Raw genomic sequence first — 19,260 nt, forward strand, 5'->3', positions numbered from 1 at the left:
CTTTATATCAGGCGGAGAGACTTCATGACCCGGACCATCGTCGCCTCGGCGACACGCGAGATCATCATCGGCTTCGACCAGCCCTTCTGCGTGATTGGCGAGCGCATCAACCCGACCGGTCGCAAGAAGCTGGCCGCCGAGATGGTGGCCGGCAATTTCGAGACCGTCATCAAGGATGCGCTGGAACAGGCCGCCTGCGGCGCCACCATGCTTGACGTCAATGCCGGCGTTACCGCTGTCGACCCCAACGCCACCGAGCCGGCGCTGCTGGTGCAGACGCTGGAGATCGTCCAGGGTCTGGTCGACCTGCCGCTGTCGATCGATTCCTCCGTCAGCGCCGCAATCGAAGCCGCATTAAAGGTCGCCAAGGGGCGGCCGCTGGTCAACTCCGTCACCGGCGAGGAAGAAAAGCTCGAAGCCATCCTGCCACTGGTCAAGAAGTACAATGTACCGGTCGTCGCCATCTCCAATGACGAGACCGGCATTTCGATGGATCCGGACGTCCGCTTCGCCGTCGCCAAGAAGATCGTGCAGCGCTGCGCCGATTTCGGCATTCCGGCGCATGACGTCGTCGTCGATCCGCTGGTCATGCCGATCGGCGCGCTGGGCGATGCCGGCCGCCAGGTGTTTGCGCTGCTGCGTCGGCTCCGCGAAGAGCTCAAGGTCAACACCACTTGCGGCCTGTCCAACATCTCGTTCGGCCTGCCGCACCGCCACGGCATCAACGCCGCCTTCATCCCGATGGTGATCGGCGCCGGCATGACCTCGGCGATCATGAACCCCGTGCGCCCGCAGGAAATGGAAGCCGTGCGCGGCGCCAATGTGCTGAACGGCACTGACGAGAACTGCACCAACTGGATCAGGACCTACAAGGACTACAAGCCGGCCGAAGGCGGCCAGGCGGTTGCCGCGCCGACGCAGGTCAACGCGCCGGGCGATGGCGCTGCCAATGGTGGCCGCCGCCGTGGCGGACGCGAAGCCCGGATGGCTCGAGGATAAGCGCGCAATCGTGAACTCGCCTGCAAACATTACCGATCCGCTCGTGCTGTTCATGCCGTCAGGCAAGCGCGGGCGGTTTCCCGTTGGCACATCGGTGCTCGACGCCGCGCGCCAGCTCGGCGTCTATGTCGAAAGCGTCTGTGGCGGCCGCGCCACTTGCGGTCGCTGCCAGATCGAGGTGCAGGAAGGCAATTTCGCCAAACACAAGATCGTCTCCTCCAACGACCATATTTCGCAGAAGGGCGCCAAGGAAGAGCGCTACGAGCGCGTGCGCGGCCTGCCCGAACGCCGCCGCCTCTCCTGCTCGGCGCAGATCCTCGGCGACCTCGTCATCGACGTGCCGCAGGACACGGTCATCAACGCGCAGACCATCCGCAAGGATGCCGACACCCGCGTCATCGCCCGCGATGCGGCAATCCGCATGTGTTATGTCGAGATCGAAGAACCCGACATGCACAAGCCGCTCGGCGATCTCGACCGCCTGAAGATCGCCCTGATGAAGGATTGGGGCTTCAAAAACCTCGAATTCGATTTCTACCTGATGCCGCAGGTGCAAGGCATTTTGCGCAAGGGCAACTGGACCGCTACCGCCGCCATCCACAAGGATGCCGAAAGCGACATTGCCCGCGTCATAGCGCTCTGGCCCGGCCTCAAGAACGAGGCCTATGGACTGGCCTGCGACATCGGCTCGACCACCATCGCCATGCATCTGGTGTCGTTGCTGTCGGGCCGCGTCGCCGCGTCGTCCGGCACGTCCAATCCGCAGATCCGCTTCGGCGAGGATCTGATGAGCCGTGTCTCCTATGTGATGATGAACCCGGACGGCCGCGAAGGGATGACGGTCGCCGTGCGCGAGGCGATCTCCGGCCTGGTCGACAAGGTCTGCGCCGAAGGCAATGTCCAGCGCAATGACATTCTGGACAGCGTCTTCGTCGGCAATCCGATCATGCACCACCTGTTCCTCGGCATCGATCCGACCGAGCTCGGCGGCGCACCCTTCGCGCTCGCCGTCTCGGGCGCCGTGCGCATCAAAGCCTCCGATATCGGCCTGAAACTCAACCAGGGCGCGCGTCTCTACATGCTGCCTTGCATTGCCGGCCATGTCGGCGCGGATGCTGCCGCCGTGACTTTGTCGGAAGGTCCGCACCGCCAGGATGAAATGATGCTGATCGTCGATGTCGGCACCAATGCCGAGATCGTGCTCGGCAATCGTGCGCGGGTCGTGGCTGCTTCATCTCCAACCGGCCCGGCTTTCGAGGGCGCGGAAATCTCCGGCGGCCAGCGCGCAGCGCCCGGCGCGATCGAGCGCGTGCGCATCGATCCCGACACGCTGGAGCCGAAATACCGTGTCATCGGTTCGGAACTTTGGTCCGACGAGCCAGGCTTCCTCGACAGCGTCCAAGCCACCGGCGTCACCGGCATTTGCGGCTCCGGCATTATCGAGATCGTGGCCGAAATGTATCTCGCCGGCATCATCTCCGAGGATGGCGTTGTCGACGGGTCGCTCGCCGAGCGTTCGCCGCGTGTCACCGCCAATGGCCGCACCTTCTCCTATGTGCTGAAGGAAGGCGAACCCAAGATCACCATCACCCAGACCGACGTGCGCGCCATCCAGCTCGCCAAGGCGGCCCTTTATGCCGGCACCAAGCTGTTGATGGAAAAGCAGAACACCGAGCACGTCGACCGCATCCATTTCGCCGGCGCCTTCGGCTCCTTCATCGACCCGAAATACGCCATGGTGCTTGGCCTGATCCCGGATTGCGACCTCGACAAGGTCTCGGCCGTCGGCAACGCAGCCGGCGCCGGCGCGCGCATGGCGCTGCTCAACCGCGGCTATCGCCGCGAGATCGAGGACACGGTCAGCCATATCGAGAAGATCGAGACCGCGCTGGAACCGAAATTCCAGGAGCATTTCGTCTACGCCATGGCGCTGCCCAACAAGGTCGATCCGTTCCCGAAACTGTCGGCGGCGGTAAAGCTACCACCACGCAAGACCGTCAGCGAGGACGGCGTCGCCGGCGACGCTGCCCCACGCCGGCGTTCGCGCGAAGGCCACGCGGCCAGGCGCAGCCGCGAGTAAGCCGGCCGCCAGTCTTCAATTTCGTTTGTATGCAAATGTTTCCAGATCGCTCCGATCTGGAAACCGAAGCGCTGTTTTCGCGCAATCCACCCGATACAGACGTGAAGCATTTAACGGACACCGAATGGCGGGCCGGACTATTGCGCCGTCACAACGCTTCAAAAGGAGAATGAAGATGTCGATGTTCGACAGTTTCGGCCGTTTTCGTGCGGCCATCAAGCATGCCCAGTCCGTGCGGGCCATGAACAGCCTGCCGCCTGAAGTGCAGAAGGACATTGGCTGGCCCGTGTCGCCGCGCATCGACGCCCAGGCCAACCTGACGCGCCTGATCCTGGGCTCGGGCCGCTAATGACCTTCGCCGACAAATGCAAATTGCTGACAAAACGCCGGGGCCGCCGCGTGGTCCCGGCTGCGCCTGACATCAAGCTGCGCGCCGCGCTACTGCCCCGGCGCTGAGGCCGTTGGCGGGAAAACCGCAAACTCGGTCGATCAAACAACCGTGTTGCGTTGGTCCAGATTCTTGACATTTCGGCTGGAGGCGCGATCTTCCAAATAGTAGGGGAATTCTCTTAGTCGGCTGCTGCCGAGCTTGTGTATTCGAATGCCCAGTTTCAAAAGCCACGTCGTTTCCTTCATCCTCCGGCACAGCCGGAAGAAGGCATTTGCCAGCCCCGAAAACCTGCAGCGCTGGATCGCCTATGCGCGCAAGACCGAGGACCACCATCCTCCGGCATCGCTGCGCGAGCGCCTCCATATCACCGAGCGTAGCGTCGATGGTTTCCCCGTCTACGAGATCGCGCCGAAGGCCGGCGAGCGCAGGCGCATCCTCTACATGCATGGCGGCGCCTATGTCTTCCAGATCACCTCCTATCATTGGGGGCTGATCGGCGAGATGGCCGAACGGCTGGGTTTCGGCATCACCGTACCTATCTACCCGATCGCGCCCGAACACGATTTCCACGCCATGTTCGGCATGGTCGGCGACGTCTACCGGCAGATGCTGGACAAGACGGACGCCGAAGATATCGTTTTCATGGGCGATTCCGCCGGCGGCAACATGGCCGTGGTGCTGACCATGATGGCGGCCGAAGAAGGCCTGCCCTTGCCGTCGCGCCACGTGCTGATTTCACCCGGCCTCGACATGTCGCTTTCCAACCCGGAAGTGTTCGAGGCGGAACGCAACGATCCGTGGCTGGGTATATCAGGCGGGCTGGAAGCGATCCGCATGTACAGCGCCGGCATCGATCGCAGCGACTGGCATATCAGCCCGCTCTACGGCGACCTCTCGGTGCTGCCGCAGACCCTGCTTCTGACCGGCTCACACGACCTGCTCAGCCCCGACAATCTGATCTTCGCCAAAAAGGCGCGCGCTGCCGGCGTCGATATCGACGTCGTCTACGAGGAAGGGATGTTCCACGTCTGGCCGCTGATCGAGATGCCGGAGGCGCGTCGCGCCAGGAACAGCATCGTCACCTTCCTTGAAGGTGAGCCCGCCAGGCGGCGCGCAACTGCGCGGCGCAGAGCGCGAACCGCCTTCGCGGCGCGCCCTGCCGAGGCAGCGGAATAACTCAGAACTTGCCGGTTTCCCGGAACAGTTCGAAGGTCGCGCGGATATGGTCGGCGACGGCCTTGACCGGCGCGCTGGCGTCCGGCGACACCACCATCGCCAGATTGTAGGTGCCGATATCGGGCATGCCGTCCTTCGGGCAGAGCTCGACCATGTCGTTGCCAAGGAATGACTTCGGCAACGGCGCCACGGCGAGATCCGACATGATGGCGGCGCGCTGGCCGGCCGTATGCGCACTCATATAGGCGATGCGGTAGTTGCGGCCCTCACGGCTGAGCGCATCGAGCGCGCCGGCCCGCCAGGCACAGCCCTCTTCCCACAGCGATACCGGCAAAGGCTCGCGCAGATGCGCGCTGCCGCCCTTGGCGCCGGCCCAGACAATCGGCTCGGTCAGCAACACCTCGGCGCCACGCGCGCTGGTCTTGTAGGAATTGGTCAACAGCGTGATGTCGAGCGCCCGATCGTCCATGCGCCGGCGCAGATTGCTGCTCTGGTCGATGGTGACGTCGACGGCGATCGACGGATGCGATTGCGCGAAACGCTTCAGCACATGCGGCAGCACGCGCTCACCATAATCGTCCGGCGATCCGAGCCGCACCACGCCGACGATCTCGGGGATGATGAATTTCGACACCACCTCGCGGTTGATCGACAACAGCCGGCGGGCATAGCCGAGCAGCATCTCACCATCGGTGGTCAGCGTCACCGAGCGCGCATCGCGCGCAAAGACCGAGCGGCCGAGAATGTCCTCGAGCTTCTTGATCTGCATGGAGACAGCCGACGGCGTGCGGAAAACCGCATTGGCCGCGGTGGTGAAGCTGCCGGTCTCGGCAATGGCCACAAAGGTGCGCAAAACGTCGAGATCGAGCAGCGGCAGCGGGTGATTGAGTGGGGCGTTCATCGGGATCGACCTTCAATTTTTCTGATGTGAAGTATCATTCCATTTCGTTTGATTGAACATCAGATTGGGAGGATAGTCAACTCCATCGAAGGCAGGACGTGCCACGGTTTCAAACGCTCCTGACACAAAACTGCATTCGATGCGGAATATCCCGGTTACAGAACGCGTTCATGCGGGACGTGCCACAACCAAAGGAGAATGAAATGTCTATCCTGTCATCCATCGGTCGGCTTGCGACCGAGTTCAGCGCGGCCCGCGCCCGCTTCCAGACCGAACGTGCGATCCGCTCGCTGCCGATCGAACTGCAGAAGGATATCGGCTGGCCTGAAGCTGCCGACACCAAGACCGGTGCACGCTACGGCGTCGGATCCTGGGCTGGAGCAAAGTAAACCATTGTGTACCATGTGCTGAAGGCCTGCCGCGCAGAACCAGCCCGGCAGGCCTTCTCTGTTTTAGCCCAGACCTTCTCTAACTTATTTGCACTCAAATGAATTTCAGAGCCATGTCGCCCTTGCATGGCGCATATGAGCAAGCTGCATACCGGCCCAATTTCTGCATTAACGCCTTGTAAGTAATCACAAATCCAAGGCAATCTGCCCAAAAATGTCGCAATTGATGTCGCTTTTCATATCAAGCGCTTCGCATTTGCGATTTAGTTTCTGCTCACACAAGCCTATATCAGTGCCAGCAAACGAGCTGCCCCACTCCATCAAGCGAAGGCGACCCGTCTGAGCAACCGATAGGAGATGATGATGAAGCTTTTTGCCCGCCTTTTCCCCCGCCGCGAAATGAACCTGACCACCGCTCTCGAGCGCCAGCGCCTTGCCAACACCATGCCCGGCCAGACCGGCGCTATGAACGCGGTGCGCCTTGGCTTCGTCGCCTGAGATCACGACTACCGCGCAGCGCTCCCTGCCGCTGTCGACAGTCGATAACAGCGCCGCTTCGGTTTGACCGAGGCGGCGTTTTTCGTTCTGAAGCCGATGTTGCGGGATAGCGATGCTCATTCCGGCGGCAGCCTTTGCCCGTCATCCCGGACAATTGCCCATTTGCGACCCATGTCGCAAATTTAGTTGCCACTTGGCCGCCTAGCCGATTGACAGGAATGGTTTTTCCTGATGTCGCTATGCTGTTCGCGACATCCTGTTCGCGCCATGGCTGCGTGAGGTTCCCTTGAACGCCGTAAAGCATCCGATCAAGCGATCGTTTGTATTCTTCCTCGTCCCCGACTTCACCATGATTGCCTTTGCGACGGCGCTCGACCCGCTGCGCTCGGCCAACCGCATGCTTGGCTATGAGGCCTATCGCTGGCGCCTCGCCAGCATCGACGGCAAGCCGGTGCGCGCCTCCAATGGCGTCGAATGCGCGGTCAACACCTCGCTCGAGGAAGAGCGCAAGAAGATGGCCGGACCGGACCGGCCGAACATGGCCATTGTCTGCAGCGGCGTGAATGTCGAGCGCTACCAGAACAGGTCGGCCTTCGCCTGGCTGCGCGAGGAGTATAACAGAGGCGTCGCCGTCGGCGGCCTGTGCACCGGCGCGCATATCCTTGCCGCCGCCGGCCTGCTCTCCAACAAGCGTTGCGCCATCCATTGGGAAAACCTGCCGGGCTTTTCCGAGGCCTTCCCGAAGGCCAACGTCTTTGCCGACCTCTTCGAAATCGACCAGAACATCTACACCTGCGCCGGCGGCACAGCAGCACTGGACATGATGCTGAAGCTGATCGGCGACGACTTCGACGACAATCTGGTCAACCGCGTCTGCGAGCAGGTGCTGACCGACCGCGTGCGCAGCCCGACCGACCGCCAGCGCCTGCCGCTGCGCGCCCGCCTCGGCGTGCAGAACTCCAAGGTGCTGACCATCATCGAGCTAATGGAAGGCAACCTCTCCGAGCCGCTGTCGCTGATCGAGATCGCCGACCATGTCGACCTGTCGCGCCGCCAGATCGAGCGCCTGTTCCGTACCGAGATGGGCAGGTCTCCTGCCCGCTACTATCTCGAAATCCGCCTCGACCGCGCCCGGCACCTCTTGATCCAGTCGTCGATGCCGGTGGTCGAGGTAGCGGTCGCCTGCGGCTTCGTCTCGGCCTCGCACTTCTCCAAATGCTACCGCGAGCTCTACGCCCGCTCGCCGCAACAGGAGCGCGTCGACCGCAAGCAGTTGCTGGCCGCCTGAGTCCCTAGTGAGCGTCGAACATCCAGCTGCGGTCGCGCCACATCTTTTCGCCGACCTGGCAGTCAGTGGGCCGGTCCTGCGCCAGCACCGCCGGCGGATGAGTGGCTTCCTCCCGAGCCCATTGCGGCGAAGCGGGGCCGGCAAGCTCCAGCACCAGCTTGCGGCGAATGGCTTCGGGAAACTGCGTCCAGTCATTGACCGGGATCATGAAGGATCCGGGACCGCCGATGACGCAGTCGCTATAATAGCGATCGAGATTGTTGACGTCGTAGGCGCCGGCAAACCCACCGCCGCGCGTCATCAGCGGCAGGCCGTTGATGATTATGCCTTGCTTGACCACCGCGTCGCGGGTGATGTCGACGGGCGCGCCCTGATTGTTGGGGCCATCGCCGGAAATATCGATGACGCGCTTTGTCCCCCGGAAGCCGCTTTCGGCAAAAAGATCGCTGCCGAATTCGAGCGCGCCGGAAATCGAGGTGCGCCGGGCGCTGGCCGGCGGATGGGCGGAAAGCTGCGCCGCCACCCGCTCGGCGTCGGCCCGGCTGGCGATCACCGTCCACGGCACGACGACTTGCTGCGCGGTCGCTCCCGCCCATTCGACATAGGTGACGGCAACCTTGCCATAGGCGCCGTCGGCAATGGCCTGCAGCACATTGTCGTGTGTCAGCGCAGCCGCATAGCCGTGACGCTGAATTTCGAGTTCACCCGGCGACATGGACAGTGACACATCGACAGCCAGCACCAGTTCGACATCGACCGGCTCGGCGGCCTCAATCGGTGGTGTCAGCCAAACCACCAGCGCCAGCCCGGCGCTGCCTGAAAGGAGATGTCGTGCGCGCGAAAATGCAGACATGCCCCAAGGTAAGCGAGAATCGGCGACTGACAAAGGAAAAAGCCCGGCTATGAGCCGGGCTTTGCATTCATACTTCCGCGATTGCGGCGTCCGCTCAACTTCTCGGCTTCAAATTCTCCGGATCGTAGAGCGGCTTGTAGCCGACACCAGCAACCTCGACGGGATAGGTCTCGCCAAAATACTCGACACTGAGCTTACGGCCTTCCTGGGCATAGGCCCGGGGCAGATAGGCGAGCGCGATGTTCTTGCCGATGGTCGGGCCATAGGCCACGGAGGTGGTGAAGGAGCGGCGGCCGAGTTCATCGACCAGCGTCTCGCCGGTCTTCGGATCCATCACCGGCATGGTGCCGACGGGATAGCGGGCGACGCCTTTGGAATCGACGTTCTCGGTCATCACCAGCGTGCACAGGATCGCCGGCTGGTGCTCACGGGCACGGTACTCCACGTGTTTCGCCTTGCCGCAGAAATCGTTCTCCTTGACCTTTGGACGCGCGAGATCGGCTTCGAGCAGATTGTACTCGGTCAGGAGGTCGGCGTTCTGCAGCCGCAGGCTCTTTTCCATACGCCGCGTGTTGGCGTAGGTCTCGACGCCGAACGGCATCACGCCGGTCGAGCGCAGCGCGTCCCAGACGGCGAGACCGTCCTCGTAGCGCATATGCAATTCCCAACCCTGCTCGCCGACATAGGAGATGCGGAAGGCGGTGACATCCTTGCCGCCGATCCTGACCGGCTTGATCGCCGCGAACGGGAAATTCTCGAGCGACAGGCCGTCCGGATTCTCGACCACCTTCTGCAGCGTCGTGCGGGCGTTCGGACCCCAGATGCCGATGGTGACAAACTTCTCCGTCACGTCGGTGATGGTGACATCAAAACCTTTGTCCTGCGCGGTGCGCTGCATGTAGCGGAAGTCGCGCGGGCCGGCGTCGGCGCCGTCGATCAGACGGCAGCGGTCGGACATGCGGATCACGGTGAAGTCGGCACGCACCATGCCTTCCTCATCGAGGAAGTGGGTGTAGATGCCCTTGCCGATGTTGTTGTCGCCGCCGATCTTGGCTGCGCATAGCCATTCCAGCAGCGCGACATGATCGGGACCCTCAATGTCATACATCGAGAAATGCGACAGGTTGACGATGCCGCAATCCTCGCTCATCGCCAGGTGCTCGGCATTGGAGACGCGCCAGAAATGGCGGTTGTCCCACTCGTTCTCGCGCACGGGAACCCGGTTGCCATACTTCTCCAGCAGGTGCTCGTTGGCGGCGTAACCATGCGCGCGCTCCCAGCCGCCCAGCTCCATGAAGTAGCCGCCGAGCTCCTTCTCGCGCTCCCAGAACGGCGAGCGGCGGATGTTGCGGCCCTTGGAGAACGGCTCGCGCGGATGCACCGCCGGATTGTAGACCTTCATCGCCGTTTCGGTGCAGCGATCCCAGATGAACTGTTCCTTGGTCTGGTACGGGTAGAAACGCGCATAGTCTATGGCGTGATGGTCGATCTCGGTGCGGCCGTCGGTCATCCAGTCGGCGATCAGCTTGCCCATGCCGGGCCCGTCCTTGACCCAGATGGCGACGGCATACCACAGGCCCCTCACCTTCTGGCTCTCGCCCATCGACGGGCCGCCATCGGCGGTCACCTGCAAGAGGCCGTTGAAGGAATGGCTTTCATTGTAGCCGAGCTCGCCCAGGATCGGCGTCAGTTCCATGGCGCGTTCCAGCGGCGCCAGGATCTGCTCCATGTCGAGGTCGCGCTGCGACGGCGACAGCCGTGCCTGGTCCTTTTCCAGGAGGTCGCGCGGATGGCAGAGGCGCGGATTGGTCTCCTCGTAATAGCCCCACTCGATCTGGCCGCCCTCGGCCGTCTTGGGATCGCCGGTGTCGCGCATATAGGCCGAATTGCCCTGGTCGCGCAGCAGCGGCCAGCCGATCTCCATGCCGGTGCCGGCAAACTCGTTGTAGGGGCCGAAGAAGGTCAGCGGATGGTCGATCGGCATCACCGGCAGGTCTTCGCCGACCATCTCGGCGATCAGCCGGCCCCAGATACCGGCGCAGACCACGACATAGTCGGCCATGATGGTGCCACGGTCGGTGACGACGCCCTTGATGCGGCCCTCTTCGACGATGAGGGATTTGGCCGGCGTGTTGGCGAAGGATTTGAGTTTCCCCGACGCTTCCGCCTGGTCGACCAGCTTGCCGGCGACCGTCTGCGAGCGCGGAATGACGAGGCCGGCATCCGGATCCCACAGGCCGCCCTGCACCATGGACTCTTCGATCAGCGGGAATTTTTCCTTGATCTCGGCCGGCTCGATAAGCCGGGCGCGGGTGCCGAAGGATTTGGCCGAAGCGATCTTGCGCTTGATCTCGTCCATGCGGCTGTCGTCGCCGACGCGGGCGACTTCGAGGCCGCCGATGCGCGCGTAATGGCCCATCTTCTCGTAGAAATCGATGGAATAGAGCGTCGTCCAGCAGGACAGGAAATCATGGCTCGTCGTGTAGCAGAAGTCCGAGGCATGCGCGGTCGAGCCGATATCGGTCGGGATGCCCGACTTGTCGATGCCGACAATGTCGGTCCAGCCGCGTTCGATCAGGTGATGGGCGATCGATGCGCCGACAATACCACCCAGGCCGACGATGACGACCTTCGCCTGTTTCGGAAACTCTGCCATTGCCCGCGACTCCAAGGGGATAAAGCGGGCGCGTCCGCGCCCGTTCGAATGGCGCACAATATGCAGACGACGCGGATGGAGCTACCGCCTGTTTGCGACACGTCGCAGATGCGGCGCGACCAGCGCGCCCGCGTGTCTTCAGTGGCGATCCGTCTCAGGCGAAGGCCCAGATGTCCTCTGCCTGGAAGCCGACCTGGTAGCCCGCGGTCTTCAGCTTGACCACGACCTGGCCGATTTCCGGGGCCGGCAGCGCACCGACCTCGACCTTGATCATGCCGGGACGGTAACGCTTGAGGTCGAGCTGTTCGAAGACGATCCAGTCGGCGCCCTCGCAATCGACGAGGAAGGCGTCGATATGCGTGACGCCGTTGCGGTCGAGCAGCGTCTGCAGCGTTTCAGACGGCACCTCGATATCCCTGAGGTGCGGGGCGAATTTGTTGAAATTGGCATCGGCCTCACCCCAGGCATTCTTGCCCGACATCAAATTGGTGTCGGTGACCGACGAGCAGCCGATGAACTCGATTGGCAATGTGCCGGCCTCGAGCGCTGCTGCATCGAAAGTGTGGACGGTGATCGTGCCCTTGGTTTTGGTCACCGCAACCGGCTCGATGATGAATCGGGTCGTGTCGGGATAGTTGGCGCGCAGCCGCTTCTGATTGTACGGGATCGGCTCGACCAGCACGGCCCGCGCCCGCGGGATGCGATGCAGCCACGGCGTGACGTCGTCGAACAGCGCGCCGTCGCAGGCGCCGACATTGACCATCTGGAACGGTTGCCCGCCGCCGCTAAAGCGCGCCTTCAGCGCCGCCTTGGCCAGGAATTTCGTGCCGCGCAGCGCCGGTCCGCGATCGAGCAGGCCGGCGGGCAGGCCGAGCGAAAGGGCAATGCGAGCCAGGCCGGATACAGAACTCAAGGCTTATCTCCTGGTATGACCTGCAAGGCGATGGGCCGCCTTCCACCTGGGCTTGCCGACGTCCACAGTGCCATGATCGGCCCCACCAGCAGCAGGAACGGCGGCAAAAGGTTGGGGAAATAGATACGGGTGTCGTGGATCGGGAAGACGGTGAATTTGGCCAGCACGCCCAGTACAAGTGCTGCCAGCAGAATGCCGGCGCGGCGATCGAGCCTAAAGCCGGCGCGGCTGAGCGCAAACCACCCGGCCAGCGCGAGCACTGAGACGCCGACCCAGCTGTTGATGCTGATGGCGCGAAGGAAGGACGCGGCGAACGCCTTGAGATACGCGCCAACCGAAAACGGCGGCTCGAAACCATCCATATTGTAGTGCTGCTCGATGCTGGAGAACCACAGATGCGGCCACCAACCGGGATGTTGCGCCCAGTGCGAGATGGCGAAATAGGCGATGAAGGAGGCGGAAAAGCCGACCAGTGCCCCCCATGTCCGCTGCCGGAACACCACCAGCAACACGGCGAAGATGGCAAGGAAAACAATATTGTCCGGCCGCGCCATGAAGGCGAAGAAGAGCAGGATTGCAGTCGCTGCTTCGCGGCCGCGCACATAGGCGAGCAGACCGCCGAGGAACAGCGCCGAGCACAACAGATCCGGCGTCGAGGCGCGTGCCGTGCCGCCGAAATCGGCCATGATCAGCACCGCGCCGACCACGGGCGCCAGCGCCAGCGCGCCTTCGATTCGCAGCCACAACAGTGTGATCATCCCGAACAGCAGCACCGAGACGACCTGCAGCACCCCCATCGCCTCGACCGGCGACATCACCGCGCTCATCGTCGACAGCATTTCGGCGTAGAGAAACTTGATCCGGTACATGCCAAGTAGCGAGTGGAAGTCAGCGGCATTTTCAGCCATATGGCTGCGGAAGCCGCCACCATCATCGGTCAGCGCCTTGTAGTCGGCGGCCGACACACCGGCCTGGACCGTGCTGTAGGCATAGTCATGCAGCGCCTGCCCGTCGGGATAGGAGTCCTCTTCTGCAATCGCGAGGTAGGGCAGCATGTCCCAATTGGCGTCGGGCATCGTCCAGGCGGTAAAAGCCGTGAGCAGGATGTAGAGCGAAAACGCGATCGCGCCGATCGGCGCCGCCCATCGCGCATAAGCCCCCTCGCCCCACGCGAGAGCGGCCGCCGTCAGCCGGTCGAGTGTGTTTTGCGAGGCGGGAGACTTGCTCAGCATCGTCTGGCTCAGGACTTAACGGACTTGGCTTTTGACGAAATCCTTAACGATCGAAACGATGCCGCGCGACAACAGGCTGTCGAAGGCATCGACAAAGCGGTCGACATGCTCGCGCTGGCAGATCAGTGGCGGCTCGAGACGGATAACGTTGCGGTTGTATTCGGTGAAGGCGACGAGCACGTCATAGTCGCGCAACAAAAGCGCGCCGACGAAACCCGACAGCGAACCCTTCAGCTTGTCGTCGAGCACGCTGACGATCGGCCGCAGCACCATCGGCAAGGTCTGCGAAAAGTCGTGGAACTCGAGCCCGACCATGAAGCCCTTGCCGCGCACATCCTTGATGATCTTCGGATATTTTTCCTTCAACGCCTGCAGACGCTGCAGCAAGTAATCGCCGGTTGAGGCGGCGTTGTCGATCAGCCTCTCGTCATAGAGCACGTTGATGCCCTCGATCGCCGTGATGCAGGCCTCGCCCATGCCGCCGAAAGTGGCCATGGCGTGGATCATCGCCGTCTTCGGCGTGCCATAGGCCTTCATATAGACCTCGCGCCGCGCGATCATAGCGCCGACCGCCGCCTTGCCGGCGCCAAGCGACTTGGCCAGCGCGGTCACATCAGGCACGACGCCGTAATGCTCGAAGGCATAGAAGCGGCCGGAACGGCCATAACCGCACTGCACTTCGTCGGCCACCCACAGCACGCCGAACTGGTCGCAAAGCGCGCGCAGCTTCTGCCAGTATTCGGCAGGTGCCTGGATGATGCCGCCGCCGCCCTGGATGGTTTCCAGCACGATGACACCGACCTCCGGGTCGGAGCGGAACAGGCGCTCGACCGCGTCGATATCGGCGAACGGGATGCGAACCGTGTTCTCCGCCATCTTGAAGTCGGCGCGGTAGAGTTGGCCATCGGTGATGCCCAGCACGCCCTTGGTCTTGCCGTGGAAGGAGTTCTCGGCATAGACGATTTTGGGACGCTTGGGACCGGCAGCACGCTCGGCGAGCTTCACCGCTGCTTCCATAGCTTCCGAGCCGGACGAGCCCAAGAACACCATGTCGAGATCGCCGGGCGAGCATTTGGCGATGTTGTGCGCGAGTGCCGCCGCATATTGCGACATGAAGGCGATGGCGATTTCCTGGCGCTTTTCCTCCTGGAATTTGCGGCGGGCCTCCAGGATGCGCGGATGGTTGTGGCCGAAGGCGAGCGAACCGAAGCCGCCGAAGAAGTCAAGAATCTTGCGGCCGTTCTGGTCGATATAGAACATGCCTTCGGCGCGTTCGATCTTGATCTTGTGGAAGCCGAGCAGCTTCATGAAATGCAGCTGGCCCGGGTTGAGATGCGCCTTGAACAGGTCGGTCATGCGCGCGACATCCATCGACTTCGCCTGCTCGACGCTGATCAGATCGGGCTTGGCAATAGTGGTGGGCGACAGCGACGGTGCGCTGACCATGGTGCGCCCGTTCGTCTGCTCAGGCTTGGCCATGACGGTCATCTCGGAGTTCTCCTGGTCGTCCCATTATTCAGCGGGGACATGATTGGCGGTGACGGCAAGGCCGTCCTTCTTGGCGCGGTATTCGCTGTAGGCGGCGATCAGCATGTCCTCGTCGCGATATTGCGGCACCCAGCCAAGCTGGCGCTCGGCCTTGGACACGTCGAGAACGCACTCCTCATCGGCGATCAGATATTGTTCCGGATCCATGATCGGCATGTTCATGAGATCGAGCAGGTCGAGCGTGCGTTTGACCGCCCAGCCCGGCGTCGGGATCAGCAGCGATTTCGACCCGGCGTGCTTGATCAGGTCGCCGAGCAATTTCTTCACCGGCGGCGGATTGAGCGAGCCCAGATTATAGGCCTCGTTGGGCACGCCGGCCTTCCAGGCTGCGCGCGCAGCTTCCGCACAATCGAAAACAGAAATGAACTGATATGGGTTCTTGCCTGAACCGATCATCGGCACTGGAAGGTTCCAGTCGATCAGCTTGAACAGTTTTTCCAATATGCCGAGACGGCCGGGACCGATGATCAGGCGCGGCCGGAACAGCGAAATCGACATGCCGCGCTTGCGCCATTCGGCAGCGAGCTCCTCGGTCTTCTGCTTCGACCAGCCATATTCGCCGAGCGGCGCGACCGGATGCTCCTCGGTCATCGGCTGGGTCACCGTGTGGCCGTAGATCATGTCGGTGGTGTAGTGGACGAGCTTCGGTGCGCCGGCCTTGCCCATGGCCTGCATGATGTGTTCGGTGCCGTGGAAATTCACCGGGAAGAAGAAGTCGTGGCGCTTGGCCCGCACCTGGATCGGCGACAGCATCTTGGCCGACAGATTGTAGACCATGTCATCGGCCTTCAAACCGACCTTGGCCACCGAGGCCGGATCGGTGACATCGCAGGTGACGAAACGGACCGAACGATAATGCGGCAGGTCGCTCTTGACGATGTCGGCAACGACAATCTCTTCGCCGTCGGCCACAAGCTTCGGGGCAAGATGACGGCCGACGAAGCCGTCACCGCCGAAAATTATATGTCTCATCGAACGATCTCGTTTGTCTGGATCTTGTCGGGGTCAATGGAAGCCGTCTGGTTGTCATGTCCGCGCCCGCTTTGCGCGATCAGCACGGTGCCGACACAGATGAAGGCGATGCCGGCGATGCGCCAGGCGTTGAGGTCCTCGCGGAAGATGAAATAGGCGAAGATCGCCACCGCGACATAGGCAAGGCTGAGGAACGGATAGGCAAAGCTGAGCTCGACCTTGGACAGCACATAGAGATGCGAGGCCATCGAGATGACGAAGGTGCACAGGCCGAGGAACACCCATGGGCTGAAGACGATCTGCAGGAGCTTCAGAAGCGGGTTGGTGCCTTCGAACGAAATCGGGCCGAGCGACATCATGCCTTGCTTCAGCATCAGCTGCGCCGCGGCATTGGTCATGACTGTGAACAGAATGAAGACGATATATTTCATATTTTCCACCCGCCGCTTGCGACGGTCCTACTACTAACCTGCAAACATTTCGTGAAGCCACGACAATGTTTGAACTACCCTGGGATTTACGGTCTATTTACCATAAACTATTCGAACTCTACCTATTCCGCCGCCTCGACGCGCCCCGGCCTCATGCCGAGCTTTTTCGCTGTTCGCAGCCAGAAACTGGACATGAACGCAGGGTCGCGCAGCGCCTCCAGCCGCTGCCACTGCGGGAAGGATGCCTCGAAAGTCTCAGGCCCCATCCGCGCATCCTTGTAGGGATTGACCGCGCCGCCGGCCGCGACCGTGATGCGGTCGAGTTCGCCAAGCAGTGCCAGCGTCCTGCCGCCGCGATTGGGGAAATCGAGCGTCAGCGTGAAGCCGGGCCGCGGAAAGGACAGCAGACCCGGTGAGCGGATCGACCCGAAGCGTTTCAGCACGGTGAGGAAGGAGCCCTGCCCGGCCCGCCGCGCCGCGTCGAGCAGCGACGGCACAGCCTGGCGCGCGACATTTTCCGGCACCACGCTCTGGTGCTGGTAGAGACCTTTTGGGCCATAGAGCCGGTTCCAGTCACCGACACCGTCCAGCGGAAAGAAAAAGCCCTGATAGCCGGTTTGGTGCGGCGCCGCCGAGCGCCCTTTCTTCCACCGGTAGGCGGCGTTGAAAGCAGTCAGGAACGGCCGGTTGAGCACGTTGAACGGCGGCTGAATCGGTACCGAAAGGCGGGAGCCGGCACGAGACGCCGCATGCGAGCCATGCTCGGCGTGATTGCCCGACAGCAACAGGCCGCGCCCGCGGCCATGGCCGCCGGCCAGCTGGTCGATCCAGGCGACGGCATATTCATTGGCCTGGTCGGCGGCCTCGGCCAGTTCGAAGAATTCACTGAGATCGGCAAACCGCGTCGCCGTCTCGACGATGTCGAGAGAAGGCACCCGCATCAGCCGGATCGAGGCCGACAGGATCAGGCCGGTCAGCCCCATGCCGCCGATCGTCGCCGCAAACAGCCGGGCATTGTCGGTTGCCGAGCAAATGTAGGTTCGACCGTCCGAGCGCAGCAGCGTCAGCGATTCGACGTGGCAACCAAAGGTACCGCGCCGGTGATGGTTCTTGCCGTGAACGTCATTGGCGATGGCGCCGCCAAGGGTGACGAACTGGGTACCCGGAACCACCGCCGGAAAGAAGCCGTAGGGTGCGGCGTGCGCAATGATGTCGGACAGGAGTACGCCGGCTTCGGCCTCAAGCAGGCCGGTCTCGGCGTCGAAGGCGCCGATACGGTTCAGCGGCCGCATATCGACGACCGCGCCCGCCTCGTTCTGGCAGGAATCACCGTAGCAGCGACCGTTGCCATAGGCGAGCAAGCCGTTTGCCTTCGCCTTGCCGCTTTTCATCAGCTCGACAGCCGTATCGGCCGCGATGGTCCGCTTTGCGGCCGGCGTGGCGCGGCCGAAACTCTGGAACCGTTCGTCCGCCATGCTACCAGCCTCCGGCGACCAGCAGTGCTGCGCCGATAGCCACGATGATCTGGCTGCGCCAGTCACGGATGATGAAGACGACCGGATCGTCGTTCATCTCGTCGCGGCGCGCCAGGATCCAGACGCGCATGGTCAAATACAGCACGATCGGTGCCAGCGGCCAGACCAGCCAGGGATGCGGATAGAGTTCGCGCACGGCGGCGCTGTCCATATAGAGCGCCAGCACCAGCGCCGAGGAGAAGGCCGACGCCATGCCCGCCTGGGCGACGATCTCCTGGTCTTCGATGCGGTAGCCGCGGCCTGCAATACGCTCGCCCACCGGAATGGCCGTGGTGCGCAGTTCGACATAGCGCTTCACCAGCGCCAGCGACAGGAAGAAGAAAATCGAGAAGGCGAGCAGCCAGAACGAGACCTCGACGCCGGTTGCCGCGGCGCCTGCCAGCACGCGCACCGTGTAGAGGCCGGCCAGCGTCAGCACGTCGACCAGAAGCATGCGCTTGAACGACAGCGAATAGGCCGTGGTCACCACAATGTAGCCGGCGAGCACACCCAGGAACTCGATCGGCAACAGCAACCCAGCTGCAATGCCGATCGCCAACAGGCCGGCCATCGCGCCGAGGCCGAACGGGATCGACAGCGCGCCGCTGGCGAACGGCCGGTTGCGTTTGGTCGGGTGCTTGCGGTCGAGCGCTAGGTCGAAGAAATCGTTGAGGATGTAGATCGCCGAAGCCACCGCACTGAAGGAGACGAACGCCAGCATGCATTGCCAGATCATGTTGGCGTTGAAGTATTCGTGCGACAGCACCATCGGCACCGCGATCAGCGAATTCTTCAGCCACTGATGCATCCGCAGCATCTTGACGAATGTCTTCAATGTCCTTTTTGGCGCCGGCACCATTTCGGCGCTATGCGCGGCCTGCCAGCGCTTCGCGTGGCGGTCGGGCGCCACGACGATGGCGTCGCGCGCGGCTTCGAAAACCTTGAGATCGTGGCGGCTGTTGCCGACATAGTCGAAACCACCATCGCCATAGGCGGCGATGAGCGCGTCGCGCTTGCGGCCCGAGGTCATGTTGTGTGGACCGTCGGTCGCCAGCACATAATCGAAGATGCCCAGATGGGCGGCGATCGCCTCGGCGAACTTGCGTGGCGTTCCTGTCGCCAGCACGATCTTGCGGCCGTCCACATGGTCGGCTCGCAGGCGCTGCAGCAGCGCTTCGCGATAGGGTAGCGAGGCCGGATCGATGTCGATGCGGTCGGCGATGGCTTGCTTCAGCCGCGCCGGGCCGGCGGCCAGCCAGAACGGAACCAGGAAGATGTAGAGCGGATTCTTCTTGAGAAGGATGAACAGGCCTTCCCACAAAAGGTCGGTCGCAATCAGCGTGCCGTCGAGGTCGACCGCAAGCGGGATTGCGTTCTTGTCCGACCGCGCATCCATGTCTGTCCTGTCCTGCTCATAAA

General features: G+C 62.6%; 17 protein-coding genes. 6 read left to right on the forward strand and 11 right to left on the reverse strand.

Annotated elements, in window-relative coordinates:
* Positions 1–24: 24 nt before the first annotated feature.
* The 4 genes from ACYHH6_RS25410 (at position 25) to ACYHH6_RS25425 (ending at position 4,646) form a co-directional block, all read left to right on the forward strand.
* On the forward strand, positions 25–999 hold the full coding sequence (locus tag ACYHH6_RS25410) for a methyltetrahydrofolate cobalamin methyltransferase (protein WP_352587956.1): 975 nt from the start codon (positions 25–27) through the stop codon (positions 997–999).
* Positions 950–3,079 (forward strand): ASKHA domain-containing protein, encoded by a 2,130-nt coding sequence (locus ACYHH6_RS25415; protein ID WP_352588216.1) that lies wholly within the window; start codon positions 950–952, stop codon positions 3,077–3,079. The genes ACYHH6_RS25410 and ACYHH6_RS25415 overlap by 50 nt, the downstream gene beginning before the upstream one ends.
* Positions 3,080–3,254: 175 nt before the next feature.
* The gene (locus tag ACYHH6_RS25420; RefSeq protein ID WP_352587954.1) at positions 3,255–3,428 is read left to right on the forward strand and encodes a hypothetical protein; all 174 of its coding nucleotides are present in this window, start codon (positions 3,255–3,257) and stop codon (positions 3,426–3,428) included.
* 252 nt (positions 3,429–3,680) lie between these two features.
* On the forward strand, positions 3,681–4,646 hold the full coding sequence (locus ACYHH6_RS25425) for an alpha/beta hydrolase (protein WP_352587952.1): 966 nt from the start codon (positions 3,681–3,683) through the stop codon (positions 4,644–4,646).
* Between the two features lies 1 nt (position 4,647).
* On the opposite strand, the gene ACYHH6_RS25430 is transcribed toward ACYHH6_RS25425, so the two are convergent.
* Positions 4,648–5,547, reverse strand: coding sequence for a LysR substrate-binding domain-containing protein (locus tag ACYHH6_RS25430; RefSeq protein WP_352587950.1), 900 nt, complete (start codon positions 5,545–5,547; stop codon positions 4,648–4,650).
* 203 nt (positions 5,548–5,750) lie between these two features.
* On the opposite strand from ACYHH6_RS25430, the gene ACYHH6_RS25435 reads away from it, so the two are divergent.
* Positions 5,751–5,936 carry a hypothetical protein gene (locus tag ACYHH6_RS25435; RefSeq protein WP_352587948.1) on the forward strand — a complete coding sequence of 62 codons (186 nt, stop codon included), beginning with the start codon at positions 5,751–5,753 and terminating at the stop codon, positions 5,934–5,936.
* A gap of 186 nt (positions 5,937–6,122) precedes the next feature.
* Here the strand turns inward: ACYHH6_RS25435 and ACYHH6_RS25440 are convergent, their stop codons facing one another.
* Positions 6,123–6,554, reverse strand: a complete 432-nt coding sequence (locus ACYHH6_RS25440; RefSeq protein ID WP_352588225.1) for a hypothetical protein — start codon at positions 6,552–6,554, stop codon at positions 6,123–6,125.
* 229 nt (positions 6,555–6,783) lie between these two features.
* On the opposite strand from ACYHH6_RS25440, the gene ACYHH6_RS25445 reads away from it, so the two are divergent.
* Complete coding sequence (locus tag ACYHH6_RS25445; RefSeq protein WP_352560327.1) at positions 6,784–7,722, forward strand: GlxA family transcriptional regulator; 939 nt, start codon at positions 6,784–6,786, stop codon at positions 7,720–7,722.
* Positions 7,723–7,726: 4 nt separating this feature from the next.
* On the opposite strand, the gene ACYHH6_RS25450 is transcribed toward ACYHH6_RS25445, so the two are convergent.
* The 9 genes from ACYHH6_RS25450 to ACYHH6_RS25490 form a co-directional block, all read right to left on the reverse strand.
* Positions 7,727–8,575 carry a DUF1194 domain-containing protein gene (locus ACYHH6_RS25450; RefSeq protein WP_352587945.1) on the reverse strand — a complete coding sequence of 283 codons (849 nt, stop codon included), beginning with the start codon at positions 8,573–8,575 and terminating at the stop codon, positions 7,727–7,729.
* A gap of 94 nt (positions 8,576–8,669) precedes the next feature.
* Positions 8,670–11,231 carry a GcvT family protein gene (locus ACYHH6_RS25455; RefSeq protein WP_352587942.1) on the reverse strand — a complete coding sequence of 854 codons (2,562 nt, stop codon included), beginning with the start codon at positions 11,229–11,231 and terminating at the stop codon, positions 8,670–8,672.
* Positions 11,232–11,385: 154 nt separating this feature from the next.
* Positions 11,386–12,144, reverse strand: coding sequence for an FkbM family methyltransferase (locus ACYHH6_RS25460; RefSeq protein WP_352587939.1), 759 nt, complete (start codon positions 12,142–12,144; stop codon positions 11,386–11,388).
* Positions 12,141–13,376, reverse strand: coding sequence for a hypothetical protein (locus ACYHH6_RS25465; protein ID WP_352587936.1), 1,236 nt, complete (start codon positions 13,374–13,376; stop codon positions 12,141–12,143). The genes ACYHH6_RS25460 and ACYHH6_RS25465 overlap by 4 nt, the downstream gene beginning before the upstream one ends.
* A 15-nt stretch (positions 13,377–13,391) precedes the next feature.
* Positions 13,392–14,822, reverse strand: a complete 1,431-nt coding sequence (locus tag ACYHH6_RS25470; protein WP_352588213.1) for an aspartate aminotransferase family protein — start codon at positions 14,820–14,822, stop codon at positions 13,392–13,394.
* 66 nt (positions 14,823–14,888) lie between these two features.
* Positions 14,889–15,896, reverse strand: coding sequence for an NAD-dependent epimerase/dehydratase family protein (locus tag ACYHH6_RS25475; protein ID WP_352587933.1), 1,008 nt, complete (start codon positions 15,894–15,896; stop codon positions 14,889–14,891).
* Positions 15,893–16,327 (reverse strand): EamA family transporter, encoded by a 435-nt coding sequence (locus ACYHH6_RS25480; protein WP_352587930.1) that lies wholly within the window; start codon positions 16,325–16,327, stop codon positions 15,893–15,895. Before ACYHH6_RS25480 ends, ACYHH6_RS25475 begins: the two co-directional genes overlap by 4 nt.
* Before the next feature lie 122 nt (positions 16,328–16,449).
* Complete coding sequence (locus ACYHH6_RS25485; RefSeq protein WP_352587927.1) at positions 16,450–17,802, reverse strand: FAD-binding oxidoreductase; 1,353 nt, start codon at positions 17,800–17,802, stop codon at positions 16,450–16,452.
* Between the two features lies 1 nt (position 17,803).
* Complete coding sequence (locus tag ACYHH6_RS25490; RefSeq protein WP_352587924.1) at positions 17,804–19,237, reverse strand: UbiA family prenyltransferase; 1,434 nt, start codon at positions 19,235–19,237, stop codon at positions 17,804–17,806.
* Between the last annotated feature and the right edge of the window lie 23 nt (positions 19,238–19,260).

It is taken from the genome of Mesorhizobium sp. P171375, assembly GCF_057786075.1.